Origin of the sequence: Pseudomonas sp. XK-1 (genome assembly GCF_038069885.1) — a bacterium.
In the GTDB taxonomy this organism is placed as follows: domain Bacteria; phylum Pseudomonadota; class Gammaproteobacteria; order Pseudomonadales; family Pseudomonadaceae; genus Aquipseudomonas.
Genome location: NZ_JBBPES010000001.1, coordinates 1087754 through 1101196, shown reverse-complemented (window position 1 = coordinate 1101196; position 13443 = coordinate 1087754). Strand labels below are relative to the sequence as shown.

Here is a 13443-nt window from a genome sequence, read left to right as displayed (position 1 = left end):
TGCTGCAAATCTAAATGCACGGCGGGCATAGGTGCCCGAAAGGCCGCATATTCTAAGGAATATCCGGACTTTTGCAAATGGCTTTTTCAGGCGCATAGGACTGTGCAATCAAGATCTGCTTGAGGGCCGCTGTCCAACCCGGCCAATCAGCTCCCGCAAAAGGCGGGTTTACTGTAAATCCCCGCCTTCGGCAGGGTCTGCGCCGACATCGCTGCCGACGCGGATTCCTTACATCTTCGGCATGCCGCCCGGCATCATCCCGCCCATGCCACGCATCATCTTGGCCATACCGCCTTTGGCGGTGAATTTCTTCATCATCTTCTGCATCTGCTTGTGCTGCTTGATCAGGCGGCCAATGTCCTGCACCTGGGTGCCGGAGCCCATGGCGATGCGGCGCTTGCGCGAGCCGCTGATGATGTCCGGGTCACGACGCTCCTGAGGCGTCATCGAGTTGATGATCGCCTCCATTTGCTTGAACTGCTTCTCGGCCGCGCCCTGAGCATTGCCCATCTGCGCCAGATTGACGCCACCCATCTGCGGCAGCTTGTCCATCAGGCCGCCGAGGCCGCCCATGTTCTTCATCTGTTGCAGCTGATCGCGGAAGTCTTCGAGGTCGAAGCCCTTGCCCTTCTTCAGCTTCTTGGTGAGTTTCTCGGCCTTTTCCTTGTCCAGGGTCTGCTCGGCCTGCTCGATCAGGCTGAGCACATCACCCATACCGAGGATGCGCGAAGCAATCCGCTCCGGATGGAAGGGCTCGAGCGCCTCGGTCTTCTCACCCATACCGATAAACTTGATCGGCTTACCGGTGATATGTCGCACCGACAGCGCCGCACCACCGCGGGCATCACCATCGACCTTGGTCAGCACCACACCGGTCAGCGGCAGGGCATCATTAAAGGCCTTGGCGGTATTGGCGGCGTCCTGACCGGTCATGGCGTCAACCACGAACAGGGTTTCCACCGGTTTGATCGCTGCGTGCAGCGCCTGGATCTCGGCCATCATCTCGGCATCGATGGCCAGACGACCGGCAGTATCGACGATCACTACATCAATAAACTTGAGCCTGGCTTCCTTGATCGCCGCTTCGGCGATATCCACCGGCTTCTGGCTGAGATCGGAAGGGAAGAAAGTCACGCCAATATCGCTGGCCAGGGTTTCCAGCTGCTTGATCGCCGCCGGACGGTAAACGTCGGCCGACACCACCAGCACAGTCTTCTTCTTGCGCTCTTTAAGGAAGCGCGCCAGCTTGCCGACCGTGGTGGTCTTGCCCGCACCCTGCAGGCCGGCCATCAGAATCACCGCCGGCGGCACGGCATTCAGCGCCAGGTCTTCGTTGGCCGCGCCCATCAGCTCTTCGAGCTCGGCACGGACGATCTTCACGAAGGCCTGACCCGGAGTCAGGCTCTTCGACACTTCGGTGCCAACCGCGCGATCCTTGACCTTGTTGACGAAGTCCTTGACCACCGGCAGGGCAACGTCGGCCTCCAGCAAGGCCATGCGCACTTCGCGCAGAGTGTCCTTGATGTTGTCTTCGCTCAGCTTGGCCTTGCCAGTGACATTTCGCAGGGTCTGCGAGAGGCGGTCTGTCAGATTTTCGAACATGCGCGTTCCTTTCAGGCTCTATCGAGCCGAGGGTGGGCTTGCAACAGGTGGCGGATTATAGCGAAGACTTAAGCCGCTGTTGACGTATCTTTGTCGGCTGCGCCAAGCCAAGGCCGGCCGGACATACCCTGACCAACACCGCCAGACGCTTTCGTGGCGCACGGGTTATATGCCACACTGGCCGCCTTTCGGGTTTGCCTGACAAGGATTTATGCACCCTCTGCTACCCAGCCTAGCCGCCGCCGGCCTCTATGCGGCTGCCGCCTTCTACCAGGGCCTGCGCCTGCAACAGCGCAGCACCTCCAATAAACGCCTGCTGGTGCTGCTCGGCGTACTCGCCCTGCTGTTCCATGGCGGCAGCCTGTTTATGCAGATGTTCGACGGCAGCGGCCTGTTTCTCGACTTCTTCAAGGCCGCCAGTCTGATTGCCGCCGCCGTGATCCTGCTGACGCTGCTGGCCTGCTCGCGGATTCCGGTGGAAAACCTGCTGCTGCTGCTGTTCCCCCTGGGTTTTCTGACCGTGCTGCTCGCCCAATTTATGCCCACCGGCACCATCAAGGCCATCGACGAGGCCCCCGGCATACTGGCGCATATCCTGCTGTCGATCACCGCCTACGGCATGCTCACCATTGCGGTGCTGCAATCGCTGCTGGTCCTGCTGCAGGACCACCAGCTCAAGCACAAGCACCCCATGAGCCTGATCAAGAACTTCCCACCCCTGCAGACCATGGAGAGCCTGCTGTTCGGCTTCCTCTGGGCCGGCTGGCTGCTGCTGTCGCTGTCGCTGCTCTCCGGCGCACTGTTTATCAACGACCTGCTGGCCCAGCATCTGGTGCACAAGACCATCCTCTCGGGCTTTGCCTGGGTGGTATTCGCCGTGCTGCTGTGGGGCCGCCACCAACTCGGCTGGCGCGGCCACAAAGCGATTCGCTGGACCCTGGCCGGCTTCTGCCTGCTGATGCTGGCCTATTTCGGCAGCAAGCTGGTCCGCGAATTTATCCTGCATATCTGAGACCCCTTCCGTGGACGACCTGCACTCAAGCTATCTGCTTGGCCTGTTGATATTTCTGATCCTCTGCTCGGCCTTCTTCTCCAGCTCGGAGACCGGCATGCTCAGCCTCAACCGCTATCGCCTCAAGCACATGGCCAAGGAAGGGCACAAGGGCGCGCTCCGCGTGACCCGCCTGCTGAGCCGCCCGGACCGCCTGCTGGGCACCATTCTGGTCGGCAACAACGTGGTGAATATTCTCGCCGCCTCCATCGCCACCGTACTGGCCGTGGACATCTGGGGTGAGGCCGGGATTGCCATCGCCACCGCCGGCCTGACCATCGCGGTGCTGATTTTCGGCGAGATCACCCCCAAGACCCTGGCCGCCCTGCGCCCCGAACTGGTGGCCTTCCCCGCTAGCCGCGTGTTGCTGCTGCTGCAACGCCTGCTCTACCCGGTGGTCTGGGCAACCAGTTCGATCAGCAATATCCTGCTGCGCCTGCTCAGCGTCGACCCGTCACAACGGGCCAGCGACAGCCTGTCCACCGAGGAGCTGCGCAGCGTGGTACGCGAGTCCGGTGCAGGCATGCCGAAAAACCGCCAGAACATGCTGCTCGGCATCCTCGATCTGGAGCGGGTCACGGTGGATGACATCATGATCCCGCGCAACGAAGTGACCGGCATCAACCTGGACGATGACCTCGAAAGCATCATCAACCTGCTGACCAACACCACCCATACGCGTCTGCCGGTGTTTCGTACCGATATCAATCAGGTCGAAGGCATCGTGCATATGCGCCAGATCGCCCGACTGCTGACCCACAACGAACTGAGCAAAGAGGCGCTACTGGCGGCCTGCAACGAGCCGTACTTCGTGCCTGAAGGCACGCCGCTGTCGACCCAGCTGATCAACTTCCAGAAGCAGAAACGTCGTATCGGCATCGTGGTCGACGAATATGGCGATGTGATCGGCATCGTCACCCTGGAAGACATCCTCGAAGAAATCGTCGGCGACTTCAGCAAGAAGGACAGCCTGCGCAGCCCGGACATCCACCCCCAGGAAGACGGCACCCAGGTGATCGACGGCGCAGCCTATATCCGTGAAGTGAACAAGGCACTGGACTGGCATCTGCCCTGCGACGGCCCCAAGACCCTCAACGGTCTGATCACCGAGGCTCTGGAAAGCATTCCGGAAAGCGCGGTCTGCCTGAAAATCGGCCCTTATCGCCTGGAGATCCTGCAATCCTCGGAAAACCGGGTAAAAACCGTGCGCGCCTGGAAAGCCAGCACCAAGGTCACGGCCGAACAGGCGCAAGACTAGCGGCCAACGCCTCGGCCCATACCCGATACCCCAGAGCCGAGGGGTGATAACCGTCGCGTGCCAGGTAGTCGCCGGAAAACTCCAGCGTAACGCCATGGTGCCCCGCCCCTAGGCGAATCGCCAGGCGGTGCAGGCGCTGATCCAGCAATGCCCCGCGCACGCCAAGCAGCCGCCGCAACAGCCAGGGCAAGGCGGTGAAATGCTGCAGCGGTGGCACCCCGCTAAAAGCCACCGCTGCACCCTGCCCCTGCAGCGCTGCGGCCATATTGCCGAGCGCAGCCTCCCAGCACGGTAATGGGGTCAGGTGGGTGGTGTCGTTGACGCCGAATACCAGCAACGCCAGATCGAAGGGCTGATCCAGCATCTGCGGCAACAGACGCACGCGGGCCTGCTCGGCAGTGATGCCATTTTCCCCACAGGCGCGCCAGGCCACGGGTCGCCCGCAGCGCTGCGCCAGGGCCTCGGCCAACTGCCCAACCAGGGCCATCTGCAGGCTACTGACCCCGACACCCACCACGGTGGATTCGCCCAGCACCAGCAAGCGCAGCGGCACCCCGGCCTGTTCGACCCCGGCCAAGCCCTGTCGTGGACCTTCTGCCGGCGGCAACCTGAGCGCCCGTCGCCTGGTATAGAGTGCTTGCGGCACCACCAGCGGCGACAGCAGCGCCAACCCCAACCACCAGAGACCGACGCGCAAACGGCTCACAGCTCGACGCTGACCACCTGCGCCGCCCGGCTCGCCTTGGCCCGCGCCGCTTGCAATGACTCATCTCGCGCCAGCGCCACGCCCATACGGCGCTGGCCGCTGACTTCCGGCTTGCCGAACAGACGCAGAGCGGTGTCGGGCTCGACCAGAGCCCCCCCCAGGTTAGCGAAGCTGACCTGACGCGACTCGCCCTCGACCAGGATCACCGCCGAGGCGGAGGGCCCCAGCTGGCGAATCGCCGGAATCGGCAGGCCGAGAATCGCCCGGGCATGCAGGGCGAATTCCGACAGATCCTGGGAAATCAGGGTGACCAGACCGGTGTCGTGGGGCCGCGGCGAGATTTCGCAGAACCAGACCTGATCGCCTTTGACGAACAGCTCGACGCCGAACAATCCGCGACCGCCCAGCGAATCGGTAACCGCCAAGGCAATACGCTCGGCTTCGGCCCGGGCCTTGGCACTCATTGGCTGGGGCTGCCAGGACTCCTGGTAATCGCCCTTGACCTGGCGATGACCAACCGGCGCGCAGAAGGTGGTGCCGCCGACATGGCGAACGGTGAGCAGGGCGATTTCGTAATCGAAATCGATAAAGCCCTCGACTATTACCCGACCCTTGCCGGCACGGCCGCCAGCCTGGGCGTAATCCCAGGCCGCCTGCAGATCATCCAGACTTTTCAGCACCGACTGACCCTTGCCCGAGGAACTCATGATCGGCTTGATCAGACAGGGAAAACCAATCGCCTCAACCGCTGCGCGGCACTGCTCGAAGGAATCGGCAAACTGATAAGGCGAAGTCGGCAGGCCCAGCTCTTCGGCGGCCAGGCGGCGAATGCCTTCACGGTTCATGGTCAGCTGTGCGGCGCGAGCGCTGGGGATAACGGTATAGCCTTCATTCTCCAGCTCGACCAGGGTCGCAGTGGCGATGGCCTCGATTTCCGGAACTATATAGTGGGGCTTTTCCAGCTCGATCACCGACCGTAATGCCGCGCCATCGAGCATATTGATCACATGGCTGCGGTGCGCCACCTGCATGGCCGGGGCGTTGGCGTAGCGATCCACGGCGATCACCTCGACGCCGAGGCGCTGCAACTCGATCACCACCTCCTTGCCCAGCTCACCTGCGCCGCACAACAGCACACGGGTCGCGCTCGGCGACAAAGGGGTTCCGATACGGGGCATGGAAATTCCTCGAAGCAAATAATAAAGAAGGGCGTACTACAGCAGCACACCCTTGGTTTTGGCGCGCGCGTGACACAAATCCAGCACCTGACGGCGCTCGGCGTTGTCCATCAGGCTCCAGCGGGTTATTTCGGCGACATTACGCTGACAGCCGATGCAGATATCCTCGTCATCGAGGGCGCAAACATGCACGCAGGGCGAAGCAACCGGGCGCTCCTGCTCGCTCACTCGTCCTGCTCCGCCAGCTCGCGGGCATAACGCTGGGCGTTGTGCACATAGTGGGCGGCGCTGGCTTCAAGCATCTTCTTCTGCGGCTCGGTCAACTCGCGCACCACTTTGCCGGGCGACCCCATGACCAGCGACCCATCGGGAATCTCCTTGCCCTCACCAATCAGGCTATTGGCCCCGATGATGCAGTACTTGCCGATTTTTGCGCCGTTGAGCACCACGGCATTGATACCGATCAGGCTGTAATCGCCCACCGAACAGCCATGCAGCATGGCGTTGTGGCCGATGGTCACACCCTTGCCGATAGTCAGCGGGAAGCCCATATCGGTGTGCATCACGGTGCCGTCCTGCACGTTGCTGTTCTCGCCGATATGAATCAGCTCGTTGTCGCCGCGCAGCACCGCGTTGAACCAGACGCTCGCGCCAGGCTCCAGCTTGACCTTGCCCACCAGGGTGGCATTGGGCGCGACCCAGCTTTCGGCATGGGCCTCGACATGGGATTGACCCAGGCGATATTTCATCCAGATAGTCCTCGGCCCACCCTCAGGTGAGCTTGATAAAGTGCTCAGGGGGACGATGCATATCGATCGCGGCATCGTCGTAAACCAGGTTGACCAGCTCGACCAGCATGATCGCGGTCAGGCCCCAGATCTTGTATTCGCCATAACGGTAACTGGGCACATACCAGCTGCGCCCAAGGTAATCGATACGGTGAGTGGTCTCGCGCGGATCGTCGCGAAAAAACTCCAGAGGCACGCTAAATACTGCGGCGATTTCATCATCGTTGGCCTGGTAGTCGACAAAGTCGGGCACCAACCCGACATAGGGCGTGACCTGGATGCCGTGGCGCGAAACCAGGGTACTGAGCGGCCCGATCACCTCGACCAGGCCAGGCGGCAGGCCGATTTCCTCCTGCGCCTCGCGCAGGGCGGTTTGGATCAGGTCGGCATCTTCAGGGTCGCGCCGCCCACCGGGAAAGGCCACCTCGCCGCCATGGGTGGACAGGCCGCTGGCGCGCAAGGTCAACACCACTTCCGGCTCGTCGCTGCGGGTAATGGGTACCAGCACCGCCGCCTGCGGATAGTCGTTGGTGGTCTGCAGCAGGTGCGGGCTATAGCCACGCATGCGATGGAGCAACTCGTCCAGCATGGATATTCTCGATCTTTGTTCTGCCCCGATAATGGCACGAAAGCAGCGCGCGGCCCAAGCCCCCGCACCGACAGCGCCACGCCCCGAAAACAGGCCCGTACCCGTGGCGCTTGCCGAGCATAGCGCCGGCGCGCCAAGATAACCTTAACCACTTCCGAGTAGCCGGCATGAAGTTCTGTAGCAACTGCGGCAGCCCCGTCACCCTGCTCGTTCCCGCGGGCGACAACCGCCTGCGGCATGTCTGCGGGCACTGTCAGGCCATTCACTACCAGAACCCGCGCATCATCGCCGGCTGCCTGCCGGTATGGCACGACCAGGTGCTGCTGTGCCGCCGCGCCATCGAACCGCGACGCGGCTACTGGACCCTGCCCGCCGGTTTTATGGAGAACGGCGAAACCCTGGAACAGGCCGCCGCCCGCGAAACCCACGAAGAAGCCTGTGCCCGGGTGCGCGACCTGAGCCTCTATACCCTGTTCGATCTGCCGCATATCAACCAGGTATATATGCTGTTCCGCGCCGAGCTGATCGACCTCGACTTTGCCGCCGGCGAAGAAAGCCTCGAGGTGCAGCTGTTCCATGAACGGGACATCCCCTGGTCAGAGCTGGCTTTCCCGACCATCGGCCGTACCCTAGAATGCTACTTCGCCGACCGCCGCGAGCAACACTTCCCGGTCCGCAACGAGCCGCTCGAAGCCTTGCGCGCGCATTACAAGAAAGCTTTTTGATTGACGGAAACGATGATGCGCTGGTTGCTAGCCCTACTCTGCCTGACCTTTACCCTGACCTCTCAGGCCACGACCACCGCCACGCTCGCCGGCAAGACCATCGACAAGGTGCTGGTACTCAAATCCGAGCGCAAGTTGCACCTGCAGAGCCGCGGCGAAACCCTCAAGTCCTACCGAGTATCCCTGGGCAAGCAGCCCGATGGAGCCAAGCAACGCGAAGGCGACCTGCGCACCCCAGAAGGCTTCTACTGGATCGACTGGCGCAAGACCAGCGACAAGTACAACCTGTCCATGCATATCTCCTACCCCAACGCCCGGGATCAGGCCCTGGCGCGGGAGAAAGGCGTCTCAGCCGGCGGCATGATCATGATCCACGGCACGCCACTGGACGAGGAATACCCCGAATGGTTCTTCCACACACTGGACTGGACCGAAGGCTGCATCGCCATGAAGAACACCGACATGCGTGAGGTCTGGAGACTGGTCAAAGATGGCACGCTGATCGAAATCAGACCCTGACAGGTATAAACAGCACCTGCGCGGCCAGCCCATCTAAATTCTGCATGGTGGGTGCGCATGCGTCTCGGTGCGCACGGCGCACCCTACGGTATAAAACCCACCAGATAGCGACGACACACCCACAAAAAAGGCACCTTTACGGTGCCTTTCGCCTGCTGAAACCTTAGAACTGGATATCCGAAAGCCGCCATACCTCAAAGGCCGGCGTCTCATAGGGATGGCTGAGCTTCAACGCCTTGACCGCATCGTGGATCAGCTCGTCGGCCACCACCAGTTCGACCTTCCACTCGGCCACCTGCTTGACCGCCCCGACCTGCCCGATAAACGGCTGACTGCCTTCCAGCGGGCGGAACTGGCCCTGCCCCAGGGCCTGCCAGCAACAACTGTCATAAGCCCCTATACGGCCGCCACCGGCTGTAAAAACGGCTTTTTTTACCTCATCGAGGTGAGTTTCCGGCACGTAAAAGCAAAGCTTGTACATCAAGGTCTCCAAGGGCACGACCGATAAAAAAGCGCGCGAATGATGCCACACAATAATGGCATTTTGCCTTATTCACGGTTCGTGGCGCTCATCACAGTTGCCAGATATGACCGGTCAATTGCACCGACGTTCAGTGTCGGCATGCACCTTGAGCGTAGCTCGCCCCTGCGCCCATCTGGTGCCACCTGTCACTTGGCCGCTGCTAAAGGCCATGCCAGAAACGTCGCCAGCGCTCGCGCCACCCCTGCACGGGCGGATTATGGCTGCCATCGCAATAGGGCAGGTGCCGCGAACGGGCGCAACGGCACAGCAGCAGGAGTTGCTGTTGAACGGGTTCGAGACGAAGTCCGTGGCTGCAGCCTGGGCTGCAATCGGGAAGCTGGGGCGAACGCCCGCAGCGGCACAGCAGCAAGGTCGCGCCAGGCTCGACCTGGCGCACCTCGGGCAGGATGGGCGCGGACTTATCCATCGGCCCGCGCCACCTTGATCAATCCACCCAGACCCGGGCGTTGCGGAACATGCGCAGCCAGCCGGCATCTTCCTGCCAATCATCCGGTTTCCAGGAGTTCTGCACGGCGCGGAATACCCGCTCCGGGTGCGGCATCATGATGGTCACGCGGCCGTCGCGACTGGTCAGGCCAGTGATACCGCGCGGCGAACCGTTGGGGTTGGCCGGGTAGTTTTCGGTGACCTTGCCGTGATTGTCGATAAAGCGCATGGCCACGCAACCGGACAGATCGGCCTCGAGCAAGGCTTCCTCGCTTTCGAACTCGGCATGGCCTTCACCGTGGGCGATGGCGATTGGCATGCGCGAACCGGCCATTCCGCGCAGGAAGATCGACGCCGACTCCTGCACCTGAACCATGGCCACCCGCGCCTCGAACTGCTCCGAGCGGTTGCGCACGAAGTGCGGCCAGAACTCGGTGCCAGGGATCAGCTCATGCAGGTTGCTCATCATCTGGCAGCCGTTGCACACACCCAGGGCGAAGCTGTCCTTGCGCTCGAAGAAGGCCTGGAAGCCATCACGGGCGCGGCTGTTGAACAGCACCGACTTGGCCCAGCCCTCGCCAGCACCGAGCACGTCGCCGTAGGAGAAACCGCCGCAGGCGACCAGGCCCTTGAACTCGTCGAGGCTGACGCGGCCGCTGAGGATATCGCTCATATGCACGTCGATCGCGTTGAAACCGGCACGATCGAAGGCCGCAGCCATTTCCACCTGGCCGTTGACACCCTGCTCGCGCAGCACGGCGATCTGCGGACGCACACCCTTGCGGATATAGGGCGCGCTGATGTCTTCATTGACATCGAAGCCGAGCTTGACCGACAGGCCCGGATTGTCTTCTTCCAGCAGCGCGTCGAATTCCTGATCGGCACACTGGGCGTTGTCGCGCAGGCGCTGGATGCGGTAGCTGGTTTCGCTCCACTGGCGCTGCAGCAGGCGACGCTGGCCGGCGAATACCGGCTGACCGTTGAAGCCGATCGCCACGGCATCGCTGTTGACCGGCTGGCCGATCACCGCCACGCAGTCGCCCAGGCCAGCGGCGCTGAACTGCGCCAGCACTTCCGGGGTGGCGTCCTGATGCACCTGGATCACCGCACCCAGCTCTTCGTTGAACAGCACGGCGGCCAGCTCGGCGCTGTCGGCGGCCAGGGCATCGAGGTACAGATTGAGACCGCAGTGACCGGCAAAGGCCATCTCCAGCGCGGTAACCAGCAGACCACCGTCGGAGCGGTCGTGATAGGCGAGGATATGGCCATCGGCGTTGAGACCCTGGATCACCGCGAAGAAGGCCTTGAGGTCCTCGGCGTCATCCACATCCGGGGCCTGGCTGCCGAGCTTGCCGTAAACCTGGGTCAGGATCGACGCGCCCAGGCGGTTCTGCCCACGACCCAGATCGATCAGGATCAGGTCGGTCTCGCCCTTGTCCATGCGCAGCTGCGGGGTCAGGGTCTTGCGGATATCGCCGACCGGAGCAAAGCCGGTAACAACCAATGACAGCGGCGAGGTCACGCTCTTCTCCGCGCCGTCATCGCGCCACTGGGTCTTCATCGACATCGAGTCCTTGCCCACCGGGATGGTGATACCCAGCTCGGGACACAGCTCCATGCCGACCGCTTTCACGGTGTCATACAGACGCGCATCTTCGCCCGGGTGGCCGGCGGCGGCCATCCAGTTGGCGGACAGTTTGATATCGGAAATCTTCTCGATGCGCGAGGCGGCCAGGTTGGTCAGGGTTTCACCAATCGCCATACGCCCGGATGCCGCAGCATCCAGCAGCGCCAGCGGGGTGCGCTCGCCCATGGCCATGGCTTCGCCGGTGTAGACGTCGAAGCTGGTGGCGGTGACCGCGCAATCGGCCACGGGCACCTGCCACGGACCGACCATCTGATCGCGGGCAACCAGACCGGTAATGGTGCGGTCGCCGATGGTGATCAGAAAGCTCTTGCTGGCCACGGCCGGGTGATGCAACACGCGGGTCACGGCCTCATCGATGGCCAGGGTGCTGGCATCGAAATCGTCGCCCAGCTCGGCTTCGCGAGCGGCCGAACGGTGCATGCGTGGGGCTTTGCCCAGCAGTACGTTGAGCGGCATGTCCACAGCGTTGTTGCCAAAATGGCTGTCGGTCACGGTCAGGTGGGCTTCTTCGGTGGCCTCACCGACTACCGCAAACGGGCAACGCTCGCGCTCGCAGATCGCCTTGAAGCGCTCGAAGTCGGCGGCATCCACCGCCAGCACGTAACGTTCCTGGGATTCGTTGCTCCAGATTTCGTGCGGGGCCATGCCCGGCTCGTCGTTCGGCACGTTGCGCAATTCGAAGCGCCCGCCACGGCCGCCATCGTTGACCAGCTCAGGGAAGGCATTGGACAAACCGCCGGCACCGACGTCGTGGATAAAGGCGATGGGGTTATGTTCGCCCAGCTGCCAGCAACGGTCGATAACCTCCTGGCAGCGGCGCTCCATTTCCGGGTTTTCGCGCTGTACCGAAGCGAAATCCAGGTCAGCCGAGCTGGCACCGGTGGCGACCGACGAAGCGGCACCGCCGCCCAGGCCGATCAGCATGGCCGGGCCACCGAGCACGATCAGCTTGGCACCCACGGTGATCTCGCCTTTCTGTACGTGATCTGCACGGATGTTGCCCATACCGCCAGCCAGCATGATCGGCTTGTGGTAACCCCGCACTTCTTCGCCACGTGGGGTCTGGATCGCCTGTTCGAAGGTGCGGAAATAACCGGTCAGAGCCGGACGACCGAACTCGTTGTTGAACGCCGCGCCGCCCAGAGGGCCTTCGATCATGATGTCCAGCGCGGTAACGATGCGCTCGGGCTTGCCGTATGGAACTTCCCAGGGCTGCTCGAAACCGGGGATGTTCAGGTTGGAGACGGTGAAACCGGTCAGACCCGCCTTGGGCTTGGCACCACGGCCGGTGGCACCTTCGTCGCGGATCTCGCCGCCGGAACCGGTGGAGGCACCAGAGAACGGCGAGATGGCGGTCGGATGATTGTGGGTTTCCACCTTCATCAGGATATGCACGGGCTCCTGAGTCGCGCCGTACTGGCGAGTCTCGGCATTCGGGTAGAAGCGTCCTGCGGTGTGGCCGACGATCACCGAAGCGTTGTCCTTATAAGCGGACAGCACACCTTCGCTGTGCATCTGATAGGTGTTCTTGATCATGCCGAACAGGGATTTCTCTTGGGCTTGGCCGTCGATATCCCAGCTGGCATTGAAGATCTTGTGGCGGCAATGCTCGGAGTTGGCCTGGGCGAACATCATCAGTTCGATGTCGTGGGGGTTGCGCCCCAGGTCGTTGAAGCTGCTCACCAGGTAGTCGATTTCGTCCTCGGCCAGGGCCAGGCCCAGTTCGACGTTGGCCTGCTCCAGGGCGGCGCGGCCGCCACCCAATACATCCACCGCGGTCAGCGGCTTGGGCTGGGCGTGGCTGAACAGCGCGCTGGCCCCTTCCAGGTTATCCAGCACCATCTGGGTCATGCGATCGTGCAGCAGCTCGGCGACCTGCTGCGCCTCACTGGCGCTCAGCTCGCCGGTCACGTAATAGGCCAGGCCACGCTCGATGCGCTGAATCTTCGCCAGGCCACAGTTGCGGGCGATATCGCTGGCCTTGCTCGACCAGGGCGAGATGGTGCCGAAACGCGGAATGGTCAGGAACAGGCGGCCGCTGGGCTCCTGCACCGGCACACTCGGGCCGTACTTGAGCAAACGGGCCAGAACCTGCTGTTCGTCGGCGCTGAGCACGCCGGCAACTTCGGCAAAATGCGCGAACTCGGCATACAGCCCAGTGACAGCGGGTACCTTGCCGGTCAGTTGCTCGAGCAATTTACCGTGGCGGAAAGCAGAAAGGGCGGGAGCGCCGCGCAGGATCAACATCGGGGACAGCCTCTGGGAAGGGGTGTACTTTGAGGCCGTGCATTCTAGCCTAAAGCGCCGCCAACAGCACCCGTGGAGGCGAACCTCGCGCAGCAATTGCGCTAGCAGAGAAGCGGTGCGCTGTCGAGATATGGCGCGCCCCATGCTTTGCGTATACTGCGC

13 protein-coding genes are annotated in these 13443 nt (G+C 62.5%); 4 read left to right on the top strand and 9 right to left on the bottom strand.

Annotated elements, in window-relative coordinates; genetic code table 11:
* Window positions 1-228: 228 nt before the first annotated feature.
* Window positions 229-1602 carry a signal recognition particle protein gene (ffh, locus tag WMW70_RS04895; protein ID WP_341436362.1) on the bottom strand — a complete coding sequence of 458 codons (1374 nt, stop codon included), beginning with the start codon at window positions 1600-1602 and terminating at the stop codon, window positions 229-231.
* Window positions 1603-1813: 211 nt separating this feature from the next.
* Here ffh and WMW70_RS04890 point away from each other — a divergent pair, with 211 nt between their 5' ends.
* Both WMW70_RS04890 and WMW70_RS04885 read left to right on the top strand, forming a co-directional pair.
* Complete coding sequence (locus tag WMW70_RS04890; protein ID WP_341436361.1) at window positions 1814-2614, top strand: cytochrome C assembly family protein; 801 nt, start codon at window positions 1814-1816, stop codon at window positions 2612-2614.
* 10 nt (window positions 2615-2624) lie between these two features.
* Window positions 2625-3911 (top strand): HlyC/CorC family transporter, encoded by a 1287-nt coding sequence (locus WMW70_RS04885; protein ID WP_341436360.1) that lies wholly within the window; start codon window positions 2625-2627, stop codon window positions 3909-3911.
* On the opposite strand, the gene WMW70_RS04880 is transcribed toward WMW70_RS04885, so the two are convergent.
* The 5 genes from WMW70_RS04880 to WMW70_RS04860 are packed head-to-tail and all read right to left on the bottom strand — an operon-like array spanning window position 3886 to window position 7172.
* Window positions 3886-4617 carry an SGNH/GDSL hydrolase family protein gene (locus tag WMW70_RS04880; RefSeq protein ID WP_341436359.1) on the bottom strand — a complete coding sequence of 244 codons (732 nt, stop codon included), beginning with the start codon at window positions 4615-4617 and terminating at the stop codon, window positions 3886-3888. The two genes, WMW70_RS04885 and WMW70_RS04880, sit on opposite strands and share 26 nt — an antisense overlap.
* Complete coding sequence (purT, locus tag WMW70_RS04875) at window positions 4614-5795, bottom strand: formate-dependent phosphoribosylglycinamide formyltransferase (RefSeq protein WP_341436358.1); 1182 nt, start codon at window positions 5793-5795, stop codon at window positions 4614-4616. The genes WMW70_RS04880 and purT overlap by 4 nt, the downstream gene beginning before the upstream one ends.
* A 36-nt stretch (window positions 5796-5831) precedes the next feature.
* Window positions 5832-6023 (bottom strand): DUF1289 domain-containing protein, encoded by a 192-nt coding sequence (locus WMW70_RS04870; protein ID WP_341436357.1) that lies wholly within the window; start codon window positions 6021-6023, stop codon window positions 5832-5834.
* Window positions 6020-6544 carry a gamma carbonic anhydrase family protein gene (locus tag WMW70_RS04865; RefSeq protein ID WP_341436356.1) on the bottom strand — a complete coding sequence of 175 codons (525 nt, stop codon included), beginning with the start codon at window positions 6542-6544 and terminating at the stop codon, window positions 6020-6022. Before WMW70_RS04865 ends, WMW70_RS04870 begins: the two co-directional genes overlap by 4 nt.
* Window positions 6545-6566: 22 nt before the next feature.
* Complete coding sequence (locus tag WMW70_RS04860) at window positions 6567-7172, bottom strand: CoA pyrophosphatase (RefSeq protein ID WP_341436355.1); 606 nt, start codon at window positions 7170-7172, stop codon at window positions 6567-6569.
* Between the two features lie 167 nt (window positions 7173-7339).
* Here WMW70_RS04860 and WMW70_RS04855 point away from each other — a divergent pair, with 167 nt between their 5' ends.
* Together WMW70_RS04855 and WMW70_RS04850 are read left to right on the top strand one after the other, a co-directional pair.
* A complete protein-coding gene (locus WMW70_RS04855; protein ID WP_341436354.1) occupies window positions 7340-7897 on the top strand; it encodes an NUDIX hydrolase in 558 nt (185 codons plus the stop codon).
* A 15-nt stretch (window positions 7898-7912) separates the two neighbouring features.
* Window positions 7913-8416, top strand: coding sequence for a L,D-transpeptidase family protein (locus WMW70_RS04850; protein WP_341436353.1), 504 nt, complete (start codon window positions 7913-7915; stop codon window positions 8414-8416).
* Between the two features lie 163 nt (window positions 8417-8579).
* Here the strand turns inward: WMW70_RS04850 and WMW70_RS04845 are convergent, their stop codons facing one another.
* The 3 genes from WMW70_RS04845 to purL all read right to left on the bottom strand — a co-directional run bounded on the left by WMW70_RS04845 (window position 8580) and on the right by purL (window position 13281).
* Window positions 8580-8897, bottom strand: a complete 318-nt coding sequence (locus tag WMW70_RS04845) for a YqfO family protein (protein WP_341436352.1) — start codon at window positions 8895-8897, stop codon at window positions 8580-8582.
* Between the two features lie 202 nt (window positions 8898-9099).
* Window positions 9100-9366, bottom strand: a complete 267-nt coding sequence (locus tag WMW70_RS04840; protein ID WP_341436351.1) for a CDGSH iron-sulfur domain-containing protein — start codon at window positions 9364-9366, stop codon at window positions 9100-9102.
* An 18-nt stretch (window positions 9367-9384) separates the two neighbouring features.
* Window positions 9385-13281 (bottom strand): phosphoribosylformylglycinamidine synthase, encoded by a 3897-nt coding sequence (gene purL, locus WMW70_RS04835; RefSeq protein WP_341436350.1) that lies wholly within the window; start codon window positions 13279-13281, stop codon window positions 9385-9387.
* Window positions 13282-13443 lie beyond the last annotated feature (162 nt).